Here is a 21,210-nt window from a genome sequence, read left to right on the forward strand (position 1 = left end):
CCATTGTGCCGTGTTCGGCCTGTGTGCGTTACTCCGCAGCCGAGAACGCTACTTCTCCGTCGACGAGTGTGAGCGCTGCTGAGGAGCCGAGTAACCCATCGGAGGGGCCGCTGAATGGGTTGGCTGTCCACACAACGACATTGGCCCGATAACCAGCAGCGATGCGGCCGAGTTCATGGTCTCGGTGGGTTGCGTATGCGGGCCCAAGCGTGAATGCCTCGAGGCCCTCAGCGGGAGTCAAGGCCCGTTCGGCGTGATAAGGGCCGCGAAGACGGTCGAGGGCTGACTCGGTGGTTATTGCGATGAAGAGGTTGTTCGGGGCCTCGTGCGGTGCCGTGGGTGCGTCGGTTCCGAGCGCAAGTGGCACGCCTGCATCCTGAAATTTGTGCCACGGGAAGCCGGTGTCGGCGCGCTTGTCACCGAGGACTGCCTGCCAGTTGTCGAGGATCGCAGGATCGCAGTGCACGGGCTGCATCGAGGCAGTCACACCGAGCGCCGCCATGCGCGCAATCGTGTCGTCAGCCACTGATTCGAGGTGTTCGACACGGGGACGGCGATCAGCACGCGGGCCGTTGACTCGCACGCACTCCTGAATCATGTCCAGTGCGATCGTGCTCGCCTCGTCACCAATTGCATGCAGAGCAAGCTGAAGACCGGCCGCGTCAGCTGCTACGGCGGCGGGCAGGGCAAACTCGCGTCGCCAGATCGGGTCGGGCCTGGAACCGTTGGCGAAGGGTTCGCGCATTGCCGCCGTGCAGGCGTCGATCACGCCGTCGAGAATGAACTTTACGCCAGTGATCCGCAACCAGGTGTCTCCATACTGTGCTGCGATGTCGTCGCGAATGCGTGCAACTTCTGCGATTGCCTCGAGATCGGTGGCGGAGTCGCCGGATGCAGTGAGAAGCCAGTGTGCGTTAACCGGGAAGGGGAGTCGGCCGTCGCGGTCAAGGCGGCGGCGATAAGTGGCGAGATCTGCTGGGCCGAAAGACATCTCTGTGGCGGTTGTGACGCCGGTTTTCAGATAAGCCGAAAAGGCGTTCTCGAGAAATCGGTCGCGGTCAGCATCGCTTGCAGCAGACTCGAGGAAAGCCCAGGCATGCCGTATCGCGGCAGTTTCGAGAAGGAACCCGGTGGCTTTGCCGTGTTCATCGCGGACGATCTCGCCGCCGATGGGGTCCGGGGTCTCGTCCGTGATTCCCATCGCTACAAGTGCCGCTGAGTTCACCCATGCCGAGTGCAGGTCGTTGGCGTCGAGAAGAACGGGCACGTCAGGCACCGCGGCGTCGAGGAGCGCAGCGGTCGGGCGCTCGTCGTCGTTGAAGATATCAAAGAGCCAACCAGAACCGAGCACTAGCGGTGCTTCGGGGTGGGCCGCGCGAGCGGCGGTGAGTCGCGCCTGCACCTCCGCGACGGTGGTGCAGTCCCGCAGCTGGACTTTGTCGAGAGCCTCCCCCAGCATCAGCATGTGTGTATGGCCCTCAACAACGCCGGGGCTCACGAATGCGCCGTTCAGGTCAACCTCTCTGGCAGACGTTCCCGAGGCGAGTCGAACCGAGCCAATATCTCCAGCGGCGAGGACCTTTCCCTCGCTCACTGCGAAGCTCTCGCGTAGTGGGAGTGCTGCGTTGCCCGTGAAGACCTGGGCGTTGCGGTAGATCGTGGTCGGCGCAGTCATGTGAGGCCTGCTTTCGGTGGGTGTGTTGTGAAATGTCTGAACTATGCAGTAGCTGGCGCTGACTTGGCAAGGGCACGCTCCGCAGCGATTGATGCTCGAGCGACGAATACTGTGGGAACGATGACCGCAAAGCTGGTGAGTCCGGTGATCAACGTGAATGTTGTGATCCCGAGTGCATCGATGAGCGCACTCCCGATAAGGGGAGCGAAGCTCGAGCCGACCAGGTAGGCACCAATCAGCGGGCCGGACCAGCGGCCACGCGCATCAAGGCCGGCGGCGGTTCCGAGGTAGAGGGCGAAGGCCGATGCATAGATGGTGTTGATGCAGATGATCAAGGCTGCGAGAAGTATGGAGTCTGTGTTGAAGCCAATGCAGATCTTCAAGACACCGCCGCCGACGAGTGCGATGGTGAGCGGGATAGCGCGGCCCAGTCGGTTGCCGAAGACCGTCACCAGGAGCATGCCCAGGATTCCTCCAGCTGCTGCCAGGCTCAGCGTGAAGCCGAGCGATTGCTCGCTAATGCCAACGGCGTCTCCGAGAACGGGGGCCATGGTCCAGATGGCGTCTTCGCTTGCCCCCCAAAGGGGAAAAACGATGAGCAACGCAATGCCCGCTATGGTGATTCGCCGAGGCTCTGCGATCTTCAGACTCGTTGTTACCTCGACCGGTGCTGCGTGCTCGGGAGTGTTGGGGAGCCAGCTGGCGAGAGTGAGACCCGCGAGGGAAATGAGGGCGAGGGTGCCGAAGACACTTCCTTGGGTGATGCCGAGGACTGGGATGACCGCGAGAATTATGGTGACCAGGATCCTATTGACGAGCCCACTTGCTGCCGACACTCTATTCGGATTGCGAAGCGCGGCTAGTGCCGCGCCGGAGGTGGAAATTGCGGCGCCGATTCCGGCGCCACCAATGATGAGGCCGCTGACCGCCGCGGCCGGCGAAGTGAGGACTGAAGACAGCCCGAATGCCACGGTGGCGATTGCGAGACCGACGATTGCGAGGAGGCGTCTGCGATTTCCGGAGGCGAGCCTGGCCGATCCGAGACCAGTTGCCGCGGAAGCGAGCAGTGCCCACGTCAGAATATTTCCACTTTCGATGATGTCGAAGCCGAGACCCCCGAGGGCCGTCATGATGAACGGCGCCAGATTGGCCATCATCAAGCTGGCGAGCGCGATGATAAACGTTGCGCTGCCATTGCGTACCGTGAGCGGGTGCCGCAGTTCGGTGTGAGTGGGAGCTGCTGGGGTGCTGGGGCTCATAAGGTTCTCTCTTAGCTTCTTCGACCACGCTGACGAGTGACTGCTGAGATAACCGAAATCATTTCGATTATCGAGACCATAGTGCCTCGTATGAGAGGATCTGTCAAGGAGCTGTTGAGGGTGGCACTGTCCATTCAATAAGTCAGTCCCGCATGTGTTCAGTAGCCAAGTCAAAGGGGGCGATATGGCCAGGCCACGAATAGCGCTTCTCAACACAGAAATCATCGGTCGTGCAGCGATCGAGCTTGTTGAGTCAGGTCACGAGCTTCGGGTTGTTCCCCTCGCCAAACGACTCGGGGTGAGTGTGTCATCTCTTTATCACCATGTCGACGGACGGGAAGGCGTTATTCGCGCCATGCGTCAAGTTTTGGTGAGTGAATATATCGGCGCGACAACAACGCACGCCGATTGGCGCGAGACCATTCGCAGCGAGGTCGAACAAACCTGGAGCATGTATGCGCATCATCCCCGAGTGCTCCAGCACATGATTACAGTGGTGATCGATGAGCAAGATGTCCTGCGCTTTTACTCGGCATTGGTTGGTGCGCTCGAGATATCGGGCCTTCCAGAGGATGAGATCCTGACGACGATTGAAGTGATCGACGCCTTTACCTTCGGTGCCGCGATTGACGCGTTGTCGCCAGACGTGGTGCTCGATCCAGCGCAGACCGACGAAAGACTCACGGAGCTCCTTGCCACTCACCCGACCGGGAAGGCGCGAAACCAGCAGGTGTTTCGGCAGGGTCTTGAGCTCATTATCGCGGGCATTGCGGCTCGGGCGGCGGGGAATTCGCCCAGATAACGGGGTGATGCGCTCTCCGCCCTCGATACACTCAAGGGCATGACTGAGCTGATCGTATCTGTGCCGAGCGACTCCGGTTTGAGGGAAGCTCTCGGTGATGAACCGGGTGTGCGGTTTGTGACTTGGGATCTGGAGGAGGAGGCGCCGTGCGAGCGCATTGACATCGTGGTGCCGCCCTATCTGGAGGGCGCCAGGTGGCTTGCACGGCTCGAAGGGGTAGACGCCCGCCTCGTGCAGTGGCAGTCGATCGGCTACAACGGCGTGAAGGACTACCTGCCGGAGGGACTGCCGCTCGCCAACGCCGCGACCGTGCACGAGACCTCCACGGCCGAGTTGGCAATTGCGCTGACCCTCGCGGCGCAGCGCGGGATCCCCGAGTTCGTTCGTGACAACGCCAAGCACAGGTGGGATCAACGATCCTTTCCAAGCCTCGCCGATCGCCGTGTGCTGCTTGTCGGATACGGAGGAGTGTCGAAGGCCATCGAAGCGAGGCTCGCTGGTTTCGAAGTAGAGATCACGCGGCTGGCGCGATCCGCTCGCGAAGATACCAACCTTGCGGGAGACACCGTCACCGTCCATGGATTCACGGATTTGCACGCGTGTCTTGCGGAGGCTGAGGTCGTGATTCTCGCGGTGCCACTCACCACTGAAACGCAGAGACTTGTTGACAAGGCCGCGCTCGCAGCCATGCCCGACGGAGCTCTGCTCGTCAACGTCGCGCGTGGCCCAGTGGTCGACACCGATGCGCTCGTCGCTGAACTAAGCGCGGGACGCTTGCGCGCGGCGCTCGACGTTACCGATCCTGAACCGCTGCCCGTGGGACATCCGTTATGGGACTGTCCTGGCGCCCTCATTACGCACCATGTCGGCGGAGATTCAAGCGCGATGTTGCCGCGCATGGTCGCGTTGATCCGCCGCCAGATCGCGCATCTGCGTGCGGGGGAAGCCCCAGAGAATCTTGTTCTGGGGGAGTGGAATTAGGTCTTCGCCAGCAGGCCCAGGTCCGGCCGCGGCCGCGATAGGATGGCACAGCGTGTCCGGATCCGGGCGCGTTCCCAAGATCCCCGCTTGCACCTTGGAGTGAAACGAACATGGCTGAACAGTCCCGCCTTGATAAGGTCATCGCCCTCGCCCGCCACCGCGGCTTCGTCTTTCAAGCGGGTGAAATTTACGGCGGATCCCGTTCAGCCTGGGATTACGGCCCGCTCGGCACGGCGCTGAAGGAGAACATCAAGCGCCAATGGTGGAAGTCCATGGTGCAGAAGCGAGACGACGTCGTGGGCATCGACTCCAGCGTCATCCTCCCCAAGCAGGTGTGGGAGGCCTCCGGCCACGTCGAAGTCTTCAGCGATCCGCTGGTCGAGTGCACGCAGTGCCACAAGCGCTACCGCGAGGACCACCTCATCGAGGCCTTCGAAGAGAAGAAAGGTCGCGCCCCGAAGGACGGTCTCGCCGAGATCGTCTGCTCCAACTGTGGCACGCGCGGCGAGTGGACTGAACCCCGCGCCTTTTCTGGCCTGCTCAAGACCTTCCTCGGCCCGGTTGATGACGAGGCGGGCCTCCACTACCTCCGCCCGGAGACTGCGCAGGGCATCTTCGTGAACTTCGCGAACGTGCTGCAGTCGGCGCGTATGAAGCCGCCGTTCGGGATCGGCCAGATCGGCAAGAGCTTCCGCAACGAGATCACTCCCGGCAACTTCATCTTCCGTACCCGCGAGTTCGAGCAGATGGAGATGGAGTTCTTCGTCGAGCCCGGCACCGATGAGGAATGGCAAGAGTACTGGATGAACGAGCGCATGCGCTGGTACACCGACCTCGGCATCGACGCCGACAATCTGCGCTTCTACGATCATCCGCAGGAGAAACTGTCGCACTACTCGAAGCGCACCGCCGATATCGAGTACCGCTTTGGCTTCACTGGCAGCGAGTGGGGCGAGCTCGAGGGCATCGCGAACCGCACTGACTTTGACTTGAAGACGCACTCCGAGAAATCGGGCAAGGATCTGTCGTACTTTGACCAGACAAAGAACGAGCGCTGGATGCCATACGTCATCGAGCCGGCCGCGGGCCTCACCCGCTCGGTAATGGCGTTCCTTGTCGATGCGTACCGTGAGGAGGAGGTGCCGAACGCGAAGGGAGGCACCGATACTCGCACGATGCTCGCGCTGGATCCCCGCCTCGCCCCGATCAAGGCCGCCGTGCTGCCTCTCTCCCGCAACGAAGCGCTGTCTCCGCTGGCGCGTGAGATTGCTCAGGATCTGCGCGACGACTGGAACGTTGACTTTGATGACTCGGGGGCAATCGGTCGCCGCTACCGGCGCCAGGACGAGATCGGTACGCCGTTCTGTGTCACGGTCGACTTCGACTCGCTCGACGACAATGCGGTGACGGTGCGCGAGCGCGACACGATGCAGCAGGAGCGGGTGCCCCGTGCCGAGTTGCACGCGTACCTCGCGGAGCGCCTGCGCGGCTCATAAGGGCGAGGGCTTGCTTGCGACAGCTCAGCCGGTGCTCACAGTTCAGCCGGTCAGAAACAGCAGTTTTTGACCGGCTGACGTGCAGGTACCGGCTGAGCTGCTCGCGATTCTGAGCCGCCATGAAGCCCAGGGTGACAGGATAGAACGCATGACGAGCAGCCCAGACCTTCCGCCAGCGCCAGCGACATGGGCGTGGGCGTCCGCGCCGCAGGCAACGCAGACAGTCGAGACGGAGCCTCTCGAGTACCACCGACTTCTTCGGGGTGTGCAGGGATACAAGTGGTGGAAACCACTTGTCATTCTTGGTCTCGCGGGGGCGTTCTTCCTCATCATGACCATCGCGCTCAGCATTGCGTTTATCCCAATTATTCTGGCTGTGGATCCCAGCTACCTGGATGACTTGCGCCTCGGAACTACGGAAATCATCGAGACGCAGCGACCCATCTCGGTAGTGCTCGCGCTACTCTCGGTGATCATCATGATCCCTTCAGTGTTGCTCGCAATGATGATCATGGGAGTGCGCCCAACGAGCCGCGTGTGGTCCGTTGCGCTCAGAATCAGGTGGGGGCTGCTCGGCCGGACGACGCTGTTTGCCATCCTCGGAGTCGTGGTGATGAACATCGTCGGCGTCGCATTTGAGGCTGCGCTCGAATTCTACTTCCCCTCCGCCGCTGTCGGGTCAGTCGCCGAATATGCTGGCGACTCAAATTTTGACCCCAGCGCTGCGCTGCTTTCATTTTTGTTCGTGTTGCTGCTGGTGCCACTTCAGGCGACAGCAGAAGAGGTGGTGTTTCGCGGACTGTTTATGCAGGTGCTCGGATCGTGGCTGAAGAACCCGTGGTTCGCGATCCTCATCCCATCTGTCGGCTTCGCGATGGCCCACATCTATGATTTCTGGGGCTTGGCGGCAGTCGGCTTGATGGGGGCGGTCGCCGCGTGGCTGACGTGGCGCACCGGGGGCCTTGAAGCGGCGATCGCCATCCACGTCATCAACAACTTGGTCGCATTTGGGTTCATGACCGCGGGACTTGGCGGATCCACCGCGCAGACGGAGAGCGCGGGCGGGGTCGGTTCTGTGGTCGGAGAAGCGGTGGGGCTCGGCCTTTTTGCATGGCTCGTCGTGCGATCCTTCAAGAAGCACGGTTATGGGCGCGCACGCATTGATCTGAAGCTGGTGCCGATTGCGCCGGGATCTCTGCCCGTCCACGAGTTCTTGCCCTCGCCGCAGCAGGTGCCACAGGTGGAGCAACAGGAGCAGCCGCGTGACTGACGTCTATATCTCTGGGGCGAGTCTGCCCGCACTTGCCGCCGCGCTCGAGTGCGCAGAGGTGGGCCTGCAGGTCCGTGTCCTCATCAATTATGAGGAGCGGGGGATCGCGGGGCTCGATGAGCGCGGCGTCCCGGATCCTGATGGTTCTCTTGTTGCGTTCTTCCATCATGTCGCGGCGCCAATTGCGCCAGGAGACGATCCAAACACGGATCTGGATCCCGTGTACGCACCCCTGCGCCCGGTGCAGCTGCGCGACTTTCGGGGAAACTGGACGCTGCAGCCGGAACCGGCTGTCGCTGGGATCCCTGCGGTGCCGATGAGCGCGCAGTCGCTTGCGCTGCTCGGCACAGGCGGCGGCATGCGGGCCTCGCTCGACCGGATCAAACCGGTTCTCACTATCGGTAAGGCCCACAATCTTGGCCCACTCGTGCGCTCGCGGCTTGGAAGGGCCGTCCTCGAACAGCTGGTTGAGCCGTGCGTGCGGGAGCGCTTTGGTGCTTCTGCAGACGAGGCCGAGGTCGCGGTCGTTGCTCCAGGACTCAACGAGGCTATGACGCGCGCGGGCTCACTTTCCGGCGCTGCCCTCGCGATCTCGGAGCGCGAGGTTGCACGTGAAACCACGGTGAGGCCAGCGGCTGGGTGGCAGGCCCTCGAGACGGCCATTATTGACAGGCTCAGACTGTATGGAGCCGAGATCGTGCGCGGCTCGCTTCTGCGGGCTGCCCCCGTGGAGGAGGGTTGGCGGGTGGAGGAGCATGCGCACCCTGGCACCGAGATCCAGGCGCGTGTGCTTGTTGTGGATCAGTCACTCCCTCAACCAGAGACGATCGATACCGCGCTGCGGTTTCTCGCGCCTGAGGCCTGGCGAGCGTATGTGCGCGTCCAAGTTTCTGATCCCGGGATCACTGACCTCGAACACGACGCACTGCAGACGGTTCAGCTCGCGAACGGGGAGGTCTGGTCACTGCGGCTTGAACGTGAGGGTGCAGGATCCTACTGCGCGAGACTCTCAGGCCCCGAACCCTGCTCGCGGAACACCAGCGTGACGACGGTTCCTCTCACACTAAAGTCGCGGCTGCGACGGACCAGGTGTTGCAGGCCGCCGGAATCGATGCTCTCCACGGAGGGGAAGCACCGCCCTGTATCGAGATGAGACCCGCACCACACCTCACGCTCGAGCAGCGGGATCTTGCGGTGGGCACTCTCGAATCGGCTCGCGAGGCTGAGCCTTCGTTGCTTCCGCTCGGCATTGGTCTGCACGGCGGACACCTCGCGGAGGCTGTCGATGATGCGCGCCGGGTCGCAGTCGCGCGGCGGCGGAAACTCACCGGTATCGCTGATTGACGTCTCCAACACGTCTATCCAGTGAACGTCCACAATTGTGTATATAGCCGTAAGGGTATGTAAGTGTCAGCTGACCGGAGTAGGGTGGTTGCAGACTTACGAGAACGCCATTGGCGGGAGGCAAGATGAAGGGCAAGATTGCATTCGTGCTGGGCGCGGCAGTCGGCTACGTGCTGGGAACGCGGGCTGGTCGTGAACGTTACGAGCAGATCAAGCGCGGAGCTCAACAGGTGTGGCAGACTGAGCCGGTTCAGCGTGGCGTTGGCGCGGTTCGCGGTGCTACACAAAGCAGGGTCGACAGCCTCAAGGATTCGCTGCTGCGCGCTGGGAAAGAAGCCTTCGTAGCTTTCTCCCGCCCGGCGACGGAGAAGCCCGCGCCCGAGGCGGGCGGGAGCACTGAGCCTTCGGGGGCACATCATGAGTCGAAAAAAGGATCAGGCTGGCACCTTCGAGCTGCTCACCCAGCTGCCGCAGCAGATCGTCACTCTCGTAAAGATCGAGTACGAGAACGCGAAGCGCGAGATCCTCTCGAAGGCAAAGAAAGCCGGCATCGGCGCGGGCGCGATTATCATCGCGCTATTCTTTGTTTTCTTCATGCTTGAAGCCTTGGTGATTGCTGCGATTGCCGCGCTCGCACTCGTGTGGCCGTGGTGGCTTGCGGCTCTTACTGTGGCGGTGGCTCTATTGTTGCTCGCGGCTGCCGCGATCTTCGCCGGAGTAGCGCTGATCAAGCGGGGCAACCCGGTGCCCGAGGAGACGCTCGAGCGGGTGGGACAGGATCTCTCCGCAATCAGCGAGGTGCGCGTGAACGCGGAACCCTCGGTCCCGAGGCCTGATGCCACGAAACCTCCGAGCCCGCGTATGCCGCAGGCTGGACAGGAAGGGAACTGGCGATGAGTTCAGAAGAGAAACAGCGGGGAGTCGCTGAGGCCGCGGCTGCACGGGCTGAGCTCTACGGCACGCTCTCCCAACTGAAGGACCGGCTCAACTACGCGCAGCGCGTCGATGACGCGGTGGACGATGCGAAGCGCCGGATCACCGAACAGAAACGACGCAACCCGCTCGGCTTTATGATCGGTGTTGCGGGCGTGGCCGTCGTGGTGGGCGCGGTCGTCTGGGGTGTGGCGACGACAGTGGCGAAGCGGGTGAGCTGATCCCGAAAGTGCCCTAAGTCACATCACATTTCGGTTTCGTTTGGTGTATGGGTGCCCGTCATTTTGCTTCCAAGCCCTTACGGAGTAAGAATAGGTGCACCTGGTGTACTGTCACCTCCGCGTTTGTGACTGATGCAATGGTTGCTGAAAGGGATGTCCTTTTTGTGTTTTCGAGTGAGTGGGGAATATGACGACTGAGTCGAAACTGCTCAGTGGCTTGCGTGTGCTTGTGCCTCGTGGCGGAACCTGGGGCGACCTTGTCGCGCAGGCGCTGCGTGAGCAGGGTGCCCACCCTGTCATCGCGCCTCTCGTCGATTTTTCGCACACGAGCGAAGAGGACAAGCTTGTTCAGGCCCTGAAGGATCTCGAATCCGGCCATTTTGACTGGATGACCGCGACTAGCTCGACCGTCGCAGACGTGCTCAGTCACCACAACGCTGTGGTTCACCCCGACACGCAGGTCGCTCTCGTCGGAGAAGCGACGGCGGTTGCGTTTCGCGAGGCCGGATATCCCGTCACCCGAACCCCGAGCGAAGAGAACAGTACCCACGCTCTGCTCGAGGAGTGGCCAGAGATCGACGAGCCTGGCGTGTTGAAGGTATTGACACTGCGTTCAGACGTCGCGATCCCGGTGCTCACCGAGGGACTGATTGGTCGCGGCCATGATGTCACGCAGGTACTTGCGTTCCGGACTGTGGGCGTGCCGGTGTCGGTGCACATCCGTGAAGATATTGAGTCCGGCCGGATCAACGCGCTGTTGGTCGCCTCTGCGAAGATCGCTGAGGAGGTCGCGGCTCAGTTCCCGGATCTGCCCGAGAGCACGATCGTTGCCTGTATCGGCCCGAACACGCTGTCCGTAGCCACCGCAGCGGGACTTCGCGATAACGCAGATTCGGCGGTGAAGCAGGCGCTTCTTGAAACCGTCGAATCGGTGATCGACCAGAGCGACATGCTGGACTAGTCGTGGCCAGAGTAGAGGTGCATGCGGATCGGGTGGTTGTACGCCTGACCGCTGCAGAAAAGTTTGCGGCGATGCGTCGTCGAGACATCGTTCTCGACCGCTCTGCCATCGCGTCAGCGGTCATCACCGATGATCCGTGGGTGTGGATCCGAGGGGTTCGCGCATCCGGAAGCCATATCCCCGGCAAGCTTGCCGAGGGGACCTGGCGGAATCTCAGCGGCCGTGACTTCGTGCTGGCCCGCAGCGGGCGTGGCGCAGTCGTTATCGACCTCGACGTTTCTGGCGCGCCGGAGCGCGGCTGGGTCGGCGAGTTTGATGCCTTTGCGCGGGTGGTCCTTTCTACGGTGCACGCCGCCGAGCTGGTGCGTGCGCTGAGGCTTGACGGGGACGAAGCGACCGTCGTGACGGTGGACACCAACCAATAGTGACTTGCGATTGGTCGCCCCGGTCTGTGCCGGGGCGACCTCAAGCGTCGCTTTGGGGCGTTAGTCCCTGACGAGGATTAGGTTTTCGAGGGGCATGCGTTCACGCGGGGCTTGTTCGCGGTCACGAAGCGCCTCGGGCAGGTGATCGAGGCCACCGAGTGCCCCAATTGCGGTGACTGAAACGGGCACGAACCGGGCCTCGAGTGCGAACGCGGCGCGAATGGCTTGACGGTCGAAGCCGCCCATCTGGTGCAGGTGGAGACCCTCGCTTTGAGCCTGCACGCTGAGGTGCGCGACGGCCTGGCCAAGGTCGTACTCGGCCCAGGGGCGCGCATTCCCCTCGGCGTCTTCAGTCTCGGCGACGTTTACGATGAGCGCGGCCGCATTTCCCGCCCAGGAGGCATTCGTGCCGACCAGCGCCTCTCGGATTTTTGCAAAGCTGTCACTGCCGCGGCGCGCGAGGATGAAGCGCCAGGGCTGCGTGTTGCTCGCGCTTGGTGCCCAGCGTGCAGCCTCAAAAATCCCACGAAGCGCGCCTTCGGGGAGAGAATGATCCGGGTCGAAGGCTCTCGGGCTCCACCGTTCAGCGAGGGTGTCAAGAACGGGGACGCTGGTTTGCGCGATGCGCGAATTCACGGGGTTGTCTCCTTGGGTATTGCATGGGAAAGGTATGGAACATACAGTGTCCGAGAGGATGCAACCGAATTGTGCCGTAGCCTATTCCCCCAGCAGCAGGGCGATCAGCGCAATCACCGGGAGCGAGGCGAACGTTGTCAGAAACACCGTATCGCGGACCATCGTCTCGGCCCGTCGGTAGGTCGCCGCGTAGTTGTAGACGTTCTGCGCGGTGGGCAGCGCGGCAATGATGGTGGCTACAAACACCTCGTGCGTGCCGAGCCCCAGGAGGCTCGCGATAGACCACGCGACCGCCGGCATGAGCAGGACCTTGATGCCGGAAGCCGTGAAGGTTGCCGCTCGCCCGGATCCCGGAGCCAGCGCGCGCTGCCCCCGCAGCGAGATCCCGAAGCTGAGCAGCACCATGGGGATTGCCGCGCCTCCGAGCATGTCGATCGGAGCGCTCACGATTTCGGGGATGGGCAAACCAATAAGTGCGACGAGGAACCCCGCAAGCGAGGCAATGATGATGGGATTTGACGCTGCGCGACCGAATGCGAGCAGCGCACCGCGCACGAGGCTTCCCTTGCCGGTGTCACCGGGGTGCCGTGTCGCCTCCAGGACCGCGAGAATCACCGGCGTGAACACCACGAGCTGCACGAGCAGGAGCGGCGCGACATAGGCGGCGTCGCCCAGAATGTAGATAGCGACGGGGAGGCCGAGGTTGTTGGAGTTGACGTAACCTGCGGTCGTCGCCCCGAGCGTGGTGCTCGCGAGATCCCTGCGAAACCACAGCCTCGATGCGATGACATAGACGCTCGCAACGATGACGGCAGAGGTACTTGTCACCAGGATCACCGGGGAGAGTAAGACGCTCGGATCGCTCACGCTCAGCACTGAGAAGAGCAGCGCGGGCGTTGCGACGTAGAACGCGACACTGTTGAGAACGCGCCGCTGATCGCCCTCGACGATCCGAAAACGTGCGGTCAGGTACCCGGCGCCGATGATCCCCAAAATCAGCGCGAAGCCCTGCAACACGCCAAACACTAGCGCGACCCCGCGGCGCGCAGGCGCAGCTGTGAGCAAAGCATGGGTTCTCCTTCGGTGCGTATCCGGCAGCATGAAGCGCGGCGACATCGCCGGAGGGGGTGCGCGGTATGTAAACAGTTTAGGTTGTTGGAGGTGGGTCGACGCTAACCTTGGGAGGGTGATCCTCTCTCTCCTCATCGGCGCGGGAAGCGGGCTGTCGCTGATCGTCGCGATCGGCGCGCAGAACGCGTTTGTGCTGCGGCAGGGGATCCGTCGTGAGCATGTGCTGCCGGTGGTGTTGATCTGCGCGCTTACCGACGCGGTGCTTGAGCTCCTCGGGGTTGCCGGGATCGGGTTTGTGGTGCAGCAGGCGCCGATCCTGCTTGAGATCGTGCGCTGGGGTGGGGTTGCGTTCCTGCTGTGGTACGCGTGGTCGGCGGCGCGACGTGCGCTACGACCCGAGGTGCTGGTCGCGGGGGAGGGCGGTGGCGGATCACTGCGGCGCACGATCCTTGCGTGCCTCGCGATCACCTACCTGAATCCGCACGTCTACCTCGACACGATGGTGCTGATGGGATCCATTGGCAATGCGCAGGGGGATCCGGCGCGGTGGTGGTTTGTCGCAGGCGGTGCGCTCGCGAGCATCGTGTGGTTCTTTGTGCTTGGCTATGGCGCGCGTGCACTGACGCGCTTCTTCGCGACGCCGCGATCGTGGCAGATCCTTGACTGGGTGGTGGCCGCGGTGATGCTCGGAATCGCAGCCCGGCTCGTGTTTGGCGGGCTCGGGGTGTAAGCGCCTACAAATCGACGACTGAAGACTCTACGAATTGACGACTCCGAGGTGTTTGCTGCGCCCTACCCGGCGATTGCGGTGACCAGGGCGTCGACGTCTTCGACGGTCGTGTCGAAGGCGCACATCAGGCGGCGCATGTTGTCCCCCTGGGGCCAGTCGGCGAAGGCGAAGCTGGCGCGGGCCCGGGCCGCGACTTCGGGCGGCAGCACAGCAAACACGCCGTTTGATTGAACCGGGTGGGCGATCCTGATCCCGGGCACGCGGCCGCTTGCCGCGAGTTCCTCAAGGCCCGCTCCGAGCCTGGCCGCCATCGCGTTCGCGTGACCGGCGGAGCGCAGCCACAAATCACCCTCGTAGAGGGCCAGCAGCTGCGCGGACACGAAGCGCATTTTGGACGCCAGCTGCAGGTTGATCTTGCGCAAGAAGGGCATACCCGTGGTGGATCCGGGCCGCAACACGATGACGGCCTCGGCGCCCATGAGGCCGTTTTTGGTGCCGCCGAGGCTCAGCAGGTCGGCGCCCGCATCGCTGCTGATCTCTGCGAGTGAGCAGCCCAGGTACGCCGCCGCATTGCCGAGGCGTGAGCCGTCAATGTGCAGCAGCATGTTGTGCGCGTGAGCCTGCTCGGCGAGTGCGCGAATCTCGTCGGGGGTGTAGCAGGTCCCCAGTTCGGTGACCTGCGAGATCGACACCGCGAGCGGTTGCGCGCGGTGCTCGTTGCCGAAGCCCCACGCCTCACGGGCCACCAGTTCGGGGGTGAGCTTGCCGTCGGGGGTATCGACGCTGAGCAGCTTCAGGCCGCCGGTCTTCTCGGGGGCGCCCGTCTCGTCGGTGTTGATGTGTGCGGTGCGGGCGCAGATCACCGCACCCCAGCGCGGCAGTGCGGCCTGCAGCGCAAGAACATTGGCGCCCGTGCCGTTGAATACCGGGAACGCCTCGGCCTCCGCACCGAAAAGCTGCTGGGCGAGTTCCTGAAAGCTTGCGGTCCACGGATCGCCGCCGTACGCGGGGGTGTGGCCGACGTTGGCCGCGACGAGCGCGTTGAGGATTTCTGGGTGTACGCCTGCCCAGTTGTCCGAGCCGAACGCGTGGGAGTGTTGCTGTTGATTCACACCCTAAGCATAGGACGGGGGTGTCTCCTTCATGGTCAAGTAGTGTTGTGTGGGGCGAGCGGTTTGCGATTTCCTCCCTTGAGGCCACAAATAGGACGTATGAGGCAGAGTTGCAGATCGCCGTTATTTCGCTTGATGCACCCGTCGACCCGAACTATCCGACACTCACCGTGCGGACCAGCCGGTACACCCCAGATCGGGAGCTTGTCCGTGCCGTCCTCGATTCCATCGGCGACGAGTAGGCCGCGTAGCTCTGATCCGCGTCCCTCGGACTGCAATGCGGTTAATGGTGAACAACGCCCGCACTACGAACACCGATTCGACCTAGAACACCTACTTTCGCCCGGCTGAGGTGCTGTCAGTCGAATCGGTGTTCGTGGTCAAGTCGGGTGGCAGGCCGCGATCCATACAATTGAATTTATGCCGAAGAATATGCCCGCACGTGACGTCCCCGCTAAGCCGGGGGCTCCGCTTCGCAGTGTGTTGGCGCCCGGGCTTGTCGTTGTTGCCGGGTTCGCAGTTCTGCTCCTTTCCCTGAGGTTGCAGCAGAACGGTGGCGGTCCTGTGGGGCTCGTGCTTGGCGCGGTCGCTGCGCTCCTGTGTGTCGCTCTGGGCGTTCTGGGAATTTGGCGGGAAATTGCGAGCCGTAGAGGGCATGTCGGGCCGGCAGAAACGCGTGCTGGGCAAGGAGCGCCCGAGCGCACCCCGGCCTCGGCGGAGAGGGGAGCCCCTGCGGGCCCCGGCCCCTCGCCCGAAACTTTGAAATTCCTGAACTCGCGCTTCGCCAAAGATAACCTGATGCGCACCCCGAACTGGGTCCTCGCCCTCGTCGCGATCGCCTCCGTGTGGCCTGAGACCATGAGCGCGGTGGTCGCGTTCGCGGTGTTTGGCGTGGTGCTCGGGGCAATACTTTACGCGCGTCGGCCTCGCAAACAGTCGAGACGCGGCATCTACATCATGTGGCTGCCACCGATCCTGACGTGCCTGTTTTGTGGTCTGTTGTGGGAGCTGCCGACTCTGTTGGCGCCGCTCGTGATCCCCGCAGCGACCGCGATAGGGATCTGGATCGTCCAAAAACGTGAGCGGCTCACCGGTCCGCCGCTGCGGCTGGTCCAGAGCGACTGGGACGGGGTTGACGTTGTCGGGGCTGGGGCAATGAACTTTGACGTTCGAGCACTCTGGACGCCGGTATCGCGGCGGCAGCGGCGCGAGTTTCGCCGGGATCACCCTGATGTCCGTAACCAGGCAATGCGAGCGCGGGTGATCGCCGTGAACGTGGTGGCGTGGCTGATGCCGATCGGCTTTCTTGCGCTCGCCACCGGAGTAAGTCAGGAGATTCGCGGCGGTGCCGACAACATGGTGTCGCAGTTGCTTGGTATGGCCTCCTTCTTGACGCTCATGCTCCTCGGTTGGGGAATTCTCATCTGGTGGGGTTTGCGAGCGAGCACACGAATCACCAAGGCGGAGGACCACATTCGATACCTGCGTTTTGCCCAGGCGAATGGTCTGATCTACGACCCGGGTCCGCGAACACTCGCGGCCGGTCTTGGCGTGCTGACCCGCATACTGCGCGGTGGTGCCGACGACTCCGTCGTGTTTGCGAACCGGGAGGCATCGGGTGGCGGGGAGCGCGAGTCCAACAGCTATTTCGGTGGCGTCTGCCGAGTAAAGCTCCCCGTCACGCTGCCGAATCTCGTGCTGCGCTCACGCCGCAACAGCGCTCCGACTTTCTCCGCCTACACGAGGCCGGCACCGTCGCAGCGGCTCTCGCTCGAGGGTGATTTTGATCGGCACTTCAGCCTGTTTTGCCCCCGCGGCTATGAGACAGATGCGCTGTACCTGTTCACACCCGACGTGATGGCGTGGCTCATTGACGACGCCGGTGACTTCGACGTTGAGTTGGTAGACGACACCATCGTGCTCCGCAGCCGCGACGACCTGGTCTCCCGAGATCCGGCAAAATGGGCGCGGATCGCGCTTGCATTGCACGCGCTGGACGATCGGATTATGCAGTGGTCGCGGTGGCGGGACGACCGTGAGGACGCGCACCGCGACACGGCACGGCTGGCGATGGAGGATCCGGGCGAGCGGCCATTGGTGGGTGCGAGCGGGCGACGAGTGCGGCTCAGCCTGGGCTTCGGCGGCGTGTTCGTGGGACTGTTTGGGGCTCTGTACCTGACCCTGTTGGTGCTCTCAAACTCGGTGTAGCGCGGTGTAGTCGGGTAGCTCGGTGTTGGCCCCGTGCTCGCACCCCATCCACCGGTCGGTGGATGTCAAAATCCATCGACCACCCGCTGCCGCTTTGCCAAGGCTGCTGCGAGGCTGGACGCATGACACAGCAATCCTCTTCGGGCAGCGCCGTGGTGCGCGTGCGCGGCCTCAGCAAACACTACGGCGACCGCGAGATCCTGCGCGGCATCGACCTCGACATCGCGGCGGGGGAAACCTACGCCCTGCTCGGGCCCAACGGCGCGGGCAAGAGCACCGCGATCGAGATACTCGAGGGCTTGCGGCGGCCAGACGCGGGTGAGATCCGGGTGCTGGGCCAGGATCCGCTCACCGCACCCCGCAGCTGGAAAGCGCGCATCGGCATCGTCGCGCAGGCGACCGCCGAATTCGGCCCGAACACCCCCCGCGAACTCCTCAATTACTTCAGCACGATCTACCCGAACCCGCGCGGCGTTGGCGAGGTGCTTGAGCTTGTGGGCCTGACCGCGCAGGCGGGCGTGCGCGCCAACAAGCTGTCGGGCGGTCAACAGCGGCGGCTTGATGTGGCGCTCGGGATCCTCGGGCAGCCCGAAATGCTCTTTCTCGATGAGCCGACGACCGGCTTTGATCCCGCGGCGCGGCGTCAGTTCTGGGACATGCTGCGCGGGCTCACCGCCGCTGGCACCGCGATCCTGCTGACCACCCACTACCTGGATGAGGCGGCGCAGCTGGCCGACCGCGTCGGAGTCCTCGCGGGCGGGCGCATCGTCGCTGAGGCACCGCCGGCCGAGCTGGGCGGGGTCGAAGCGCGCACCCCGGTAGTGACCTGGACCGATGCCGCGGGGCAGCCGCAACAGCAGCGCACCCTTGAGCCGGCGCGGCTGTGCACTGAGTTAGTGGAGGCCGCGGGAGGCGCGGAACCGCGCGAGGTGGAGGTGCGGCGGCCGCAGCTTGAAGATATCTATCTGGGGCTGCTCGCTGAGCACGCCGCGGATCCCGAACCCGCGTCGCAGCCCGGCGCAGCTGCGGCCCGCCAGGTGCCCGCATCCAACACCCACCCTGAGACCGCAGGAGCAGACGCATGACCGCAATCGCCTCGACCCCACCGGCACGATCGACTGCACCCGAGAGACGTGCACCCGGTGCGCTGCGCTCTGGCATCGCGGCGATCGGTATCGAACTGCGCAGCTACGTGCGCACTCCTGACACTGTGTTTTTTGGATTCCTGTTTCCCGTGCTCATGCTCGGCATCTTTGGTGTCGCGTTTGGTGGGAACGGCGATATCGGCGAGTTGCCCGACGGCAGTGGCGGCGTGAACATGGCCGCGTACTACCTGCCCGGCATGGTGGCGGCGGGGGCGCTGCTGACGGGCATGCAGACGCTCGCCATTGACATCGCGCACGAGAAAAGCTCCGGGTGGTTGCGCAGGCTCGGCGGTACCTCGCTGTCGCCGGTGAGCTACTTCCTGGGCAAAGCCGGGCTGGTGTTGGTGACCTCGGCGGCGCAGCTCGTGCTGCTGCTGGCCTTTGCGGTGGTCGTGTTGCGGGTGGCACTGCCGAGTGACCCGGCGCTGTGGTCGAGGTTCGCGTGGGTGTACCTGCTCGGCTTGTTGACCATGACACTGCTCGGGATCGCGCTTTCGGCGCTGCCGCGCTCGGGGAAGACAGCGACGGCGGTGGTGATTCCGATTGTGTTGCTGCTGCAGTTTATTTCGGGGGTCTATCTGCAGTTCTCGATGCTGCCGGAGTGGTTACAGAATGTTGCTGGGGTCTTCCCACTGAAGTGGCTGGCGCAGGGCATGCGCTCCGTGTTCTTGCCGGATCACTTCGCCGCGCTTGAAGCCTCGGGTGCCTGGGATCTGGGGCTCGTCGCGCTCAACCTTGGTGTGTGGTTGGCGGTCGGGCTCGTGCTGAGCCTCCTGACGTTTCGGTGGCAGCGGAAGTCGTAGCTCGCGCTCTGTCGGTGGTGCCTGAAAGGCTTGAGCCATGACAAGCTCCACACCAGATGCTGCCTTGGGTACCCGGGTTGAGGAGCCCGCACGCCCCACTGCGGCACGCCGCTGGCCGACGCGGTGGTGGGATCTTGCGGTCGGTGGTGGACTCGCCGCTATGCTCGTGCCGGGTGGTCTCGGCGCGGTGGAGTGGGGTCGTGACGGCACACTCTGGGGTATGAGTCTCGTCGCGCTCGCGATCACGATGATCGGTTTGTTTGCGCTGCTCTACATGCTGCTGGGCCGCGGGGTGCTGCGTCGGGCAGTGCTGGGGCAGTCCGGCTTCAATGAGTCGCCGCCGATGCGGCGTGATGTCTTGTTTGTGGTGGCCTGGGTGCTGTTGCAGGGCGTCGCGACAGCGGTGAATCCGAGCTTTGCGACACTGCAGTTTCTTTCGTATCCGATGCTGTGGTCGGTGCTCCAGCGCTACCGCGATTCGGTGCTCGGCTCGGGATGTCTCGCGCTGTTGGTGGGGCTCGGCTCGGGAGTCTCGTATGTGCGGCTCGGCATTCCCGAGCCGTGGCTCGTAGCGGCCCTCGTGGGGGCCGGTTCCTTCGGGTTCGCGGTGGCGATGGGCACCTGGATCACGCGCATCTACGATCGCGGCGAGGCGCAGCGGCAACTCGTCCAGCAACTGCAAGCGACGCAACACGAAGTAGCGGTGTTGTCAGCAGAGTCGGGTGCCGCCGCCGAGCGCGAACGCCTGTCACGGGAACTACACGACACTCTCATGCAGTCCTTGACCGGGCTCGTGATGTTGAGCGAGCAGGCCGAGCGTGCGCTTGCTGCCGGTAAGCCAGAGATGGTACAAGATCGGCTCGCGCGGGTGCACGCCGCCGCACTAGATTCGCTGACCGAAGCGCGGGCACTCATTGCACACACGCAACCGCTCGGGGATGGTGGGCTTGAGGTCACCCTGGCGCGGGTTGTCGAGAGGCTTCGCGCCGACACCGGGCTTGATGTTGACCTTGCTGTTGGCTCCTTCTCCCTCGACCGGGAGCGGCAGGTGGTGCTGCTCCGGGCAACCCAGGAAGGGCTCGCAAACGTCCGCAAACACGCCCGGGCCTCGGAGGTGTGGGTCTCACTGGCTGAAGATGCGGGCGATAGCGTCGCGGTGCTGCGGATCCTGGATAACGGGGTCGGGCCGGGTGATCTGGGCAGGTCTGGCTCCAGCGGCTTTGGCCTCAGTGGCCTCAGCGACCGCGTGCGTGCGGTGGGCGGCACCGTGAGCTTCGGATCCGGAGCTTCTGGTGGGGCCCTGCTTGAAGTGCGTCTGCCGCTTGCACGCGCCAAGACCCACAGTGTTGGAGGGCCGATCCACAAGCAGGAGGGGCAGTTATGATTCGCGTCATGGTCGTTGACGATCACCCCATCGTCCGGTCAGGCATTGTCGGCCTGCTCGAAACGGAACCCGATGTTGAGGTGGTCGCTGAGGCAGCATCCGGGGAGGAAGCCCTCGTGGTCTTAGACGCGCTCGGCGCTGCTCCTCCAGATGTGGTGCTGATGGACCTGCGCATGCCCGGCATCGGCGGAGTCGAGGCGACCGAAAGGATCACCCGTCCCACTGCCGCTCCGGGCACGCCCGATGGGCCGGGTACATCGCCCCGCGTGCTGGTATTCACGACCTATGAAGACGACGACCAGATTCTTGCAGCGATTGAGGCCGGTGCGAGTGGATACCTGCTGAAGGCCGCGCCCGCAGATGAGCTCGCCGCCGGTGTGCGGGCGGTGGCCGCCGGTGTGCGGGCGGTGGCCGCCGGGCAGACCGTGCTTGCACCCTCGATCGCGGCGCAGCTTGTCGCGCGCGCCGTTTCGCCGCGCGCCGATGTTCGGGCGAAACCGGAACTGACGCCGCGCGAGCACGAGATTCTGGCCCTTGTCGCGCAGGGGCTCAGTAATCCTGACATCGCCGTTCGCCTCTTCATTGGCGAATCCACCGTCAAGACACATCTGCTTCACGTCTTCGAAAAGTTGGAGGTGCGCGATCGCACCCGCGCTGTTACCCGCGCGATGGAGCTCGGGATCCTGGGTTACCGCGCTGGTGAAGTCTGACGGGTAGCCGTTTTGTGTTGTGAAGAGGAGGGGGAGTCGAGATC

Annotated in this window: 22 protein-coding genes; 17 read left to right on the forward strand and 5 right to left on the reverse strand. The window is 63.6% G+C overall.

All coding sequences use genetic code 11. The features are described from left to right. Positions 1 to 28: 28 nt before the first annotated feature. A complete protein-coding gene (locus G7067_RS03435; protein WP_166321996.1) occupies positions 29 to 1,675 on the reverse strand; it encodes an amidohydrolase in 1,647 nt (548 codons plus the stop codon). 41 nt (positions 1,676 to 1,716) lie between these two features. Next, entirely contained in the window at positions 1,717 to 2,934 is a 1,218-nt protein-coding gene (locus G7067_RS03440; protein WP_166321998.1) for an MFS transporter, read from the reverse strand. Positions 2,935 to 3,304: 370 nt separating this feature from the next. On the opposite strand from G7067_RS03440, the gene G7067_RS03445 reads away from it, so the two are divergent. From G7067_RS03445 to G7067_RS03495, 10 genes are all read left to right on the forward strand, one after another. After that, entirely contained in the window at positions 3,305 to 3,736 is a 432-nt protein-coding gene (locus G7067_RS03445; protein WP_244301225.1) for a TetR/AcrR family transcriptional regulator C-terminal domain-containing protein, read from the forward strand. 39 nt (positions 3,737 to 3,775) lie between these two features. Next, positions 3,776 to 4,717 carry a 2-hydroxyacid dehydrogenase gene (locus G7067_RS03450; RefSeq protein WP_166322002.1) on the forward strand — a complete coding sequence of 314 codons (942 nt, stop codon included), beginning with the start codon at positions 3,776 to 3,778 and terminating at the stop codon, positions 4,715 to 4,717. Between the two features lie 110 nt (positions 4,718 to 4,827). Beyond that, positions 4,828 to 6,213, forward strand: coding sequence for a glycine--tRNA ligase (locus G7067_RS03455; protein ID WP_166322004.1), 1,386 nt, complete (start codon positions 4,828 to 4,830; stop codon positions 6,211 to 6,213). Between the two features lie 148 nt (positions 6,214 to 6,361). Beyond that, entirely contained in the window at positions 6,362 to 7,483 is a 1,122-nt protein-coding gene (locus tag G7067_RS03460; RefSeq protein ID WP_166322006.1) for a CPBP family intramembrane glutamic endopeptidase, read from the forward strand. Next, positions 7,476 to 8,636: a hypothetical protein gene (locus G7067_RS03465; protein ID WP_166322008.1), complete on the forward strand. Its 1,161-nt coding sequence runs from the start codon at positions 7,476 to 7,478 to the stop codon at positions 8,634 to 8,636. The genes G7067_RS03460 and G7067_RS03465 overlap by 8 nt, the downstream gene beginning before the upstream one ends. Next, positions 8,633 to 8,827 carry a hypothetical protein gene (locus tag G7067_RS03470; RefSeq protein ID WP_166322010.1) on the forward strand — a complete coding sequence of 65 codons (195 nt, stop codon included), beginning with the start codon at positions 8,633 to 8,635 and terminating at the stop codon, positions 8,825 to 8,827. The genes G7067_RS03465 and G7067_RS03470 overlap by 4 nt, the downstream gene beginning before the upstream one ends. Before the next feature lie 417 nt (positions 8,828 to 9,244). Further along, a complete protein-coding gene (locus G7067_RS03480) occupies positions 9,245 to 9,724 on the forward strand; it encodes a phage holin family protein (RefSeq protein WP_166322012.1) in 480 nt (159 codons plus the stop codon). Then, a complete protein-coding gene (locus tag G7067_RS03485) occupies positions 9,721 to 9,981 on the forward strand; it encodes a DUF3618 domain-containing protein (protein WP_166322014.1) in 261 nt (86 codons plus the stop codon). Before G7067_RS03480 ends, G7067_RS03485 begins: the two co-directional genes overlap by 4 nt. 187 nt (positions 9,982 to 10,168) lie before the next feature. After that, the gene (locus G7067_RS03490; RefSeq protein ID WP_166322016.1) at positions 10,169 to 10,942 is read left to right on the forward strand and encodes a uroporphyrinogen-III synthase; all 774 of its coding nucleotides are present in this window, start codon (positions 10,169 to 10,171) and stop codon (positions 10,940 to 10,942) included. Between the two features lie 2 nt (positions 10,943 to 10,944). Next, positions 10,945 to 11,367: a hypothetical protein gene (locus tag G7067_RS03495; RefSeq protein ID WP_166322018.1), complete on the forward strand. Its 423-nt coding sequence runs from the start codon at positions 10,945 to 10,947 to the stop codon at positions 11,365 to 11,367. Positions 11,368 to 11,427: 60 nt separating this feature from the next. Here the strand turns inward: G7067_RS03495 and G7067_RS03500 are convergent, their stop codons facing one another. Together G7067_RS03500 and G7067_RS03505 are read right to left on the reverse strand one after the other, a co-directional pair. After that, complete coding sequence (locus tag G7067_RS03500) at positions 11,428 to 12,003, reverse strand: nitroreductase family protein (RefSeq protein WP_166322020.1); 576 nt, start codon at positions 12,001 to 12,003, stop codon at positions 11,428 to 11,430. An 81-nt stretch (positions 12,004 to 12,084) separates the two neighbouring features. Beyond that, positions 12,085 to 13,068 (reverse strand): AEC family transporter, encoded by a 984-nt coding sequence (locus G7067_RS03505; protein ID WP_244301226.1) that lies wholly within the window; start codon positions 13,066 to 13,068, stop codon positions 12,085 to 12,087. Positions 13,069 to 13,189: 121 nt separating this feature from the next. On the opposite strand from G7067_RS03505, the gene G7067_RS03510 reads away from it, so the two are divergent. After that, a complete protein-coding gene (locus tag G7067_RS03510) occupies positions 13,190 to 13,804 on the forward strand; it encodes a LysE/ArgO family amino acid transporter (RefSeq protein ID WP_244301227.1) in 615 nt (204 codons plus the stop codon). Between the two features lie 62 nt (positions 13,805 to 13,866). Here the strand turns inward: G7067_RS03510 and G7067_RS03515 are convergent, their stop codons facing one another. Further along, complete coding sequence (locus G7067_RS03515) at positions 13,867 to 14,916, reverse strand: threonine aldolase family protein (protein ID WP_166322024.1); 1,050 nt, start codon at positions 14,914 to 14,916, stop codon at positions 13,867 to 13,869. Between the two features lie 20 nt (positions 14,917 to 14,936). Between G7067_RS03515 and G7067_RS03520 the strand changes: the two genes are divergently transcribed. From G7067_RS03520 to G7067_RS03545, 6 genes are all read left to right on the forward strand, one after another. Continuing rightward, entirely contained in the window at positions 14,937 to 15,158 is a 222-nt protein-coding gene (locus G7067_RS03520) for a hypothetical protein (RefSeq protein WP_166322026.1), read from the forward strand. Positions 15,159 to 15,336: 178 nt separating this feature from the next. Continuing rightward, positions 15,337 to 17,124, forward strand: a complete 1,788-nt coding sequence (locus tag G7067_RS03525) for a hypothetical protein (protein ID WP_166322028.1) — start codon at positions 15,337 to 15,339, stop codon at positions 17,122 to 17,124. A gap of 122 nt (positions 17,125 to 17,246) precedes the next feature. Then, on the forward strand, positions 17,247 to 18,209 hold the full coding sequence (locus G7067_RS03530; protein ID WP_166322029.1) for an ABC transporter ATP-binding protein: 963 nt from the start codon (positions 17,247 to 17,249) through the stop codon (positions 18,207 to 18,209). Next, positions 18,206 to 19,072 carry an ABC transporter permease gene (locus G7067_RS03535; RefSeq protein ID WP_166322031.1) on the forward strand — a complete coding sequence of 289 codons (867 nt, stop codon included), beginning with the start codon at positions 18,206 to 18,208 and terminating at the stop codon, positions 19,070 to 19,072. Before G7067_RS03530 ends, G7067_RS03535 begins: the two co-directional genes overlap by 4 nt. Before the next feature lie 37 nt (positions 19,073 to 19,109). Further along, the gene (locus G7067_RS03540; protein WP_166322033.1) at positions 19,110 to 20,456 is read left to right on the forward strand and encodes a sensor histidine kinase; all 1,347 of its coding nucleotides are present in this window, start codon (positions 19,110 to 19,112) and stop codon (positions 20,454 to 20,456) included. Continuing rightward, positions 20,453 to 21,166 (forward strand): response regulator, encoded by a 714-nt coding sequence (locus G7067_RS03545; protein ID WP_166322035.1) that lies wholly within the window; start codon positions 20,453 to 20,455, stop codon positions 21,164 to 21,166. Before G7067_RS03540 ends, G7067_RS03545 begins: the two co-directional genes overlap by 4 nt. Positions 21,167 to 21,210 lie beyond the last annotated feature (44 nt).

This window comes from Leucobacter insecticola (assembly GCF_011382965.1).
In the GTDB taxonomy this organism is placed as follows: domain Bacteria; phylum Actinomycetota; class Actinomycetes; order Actinomycetales; family Microbacteriaceae; genus Leucobacter; species Leucobacter insecticola.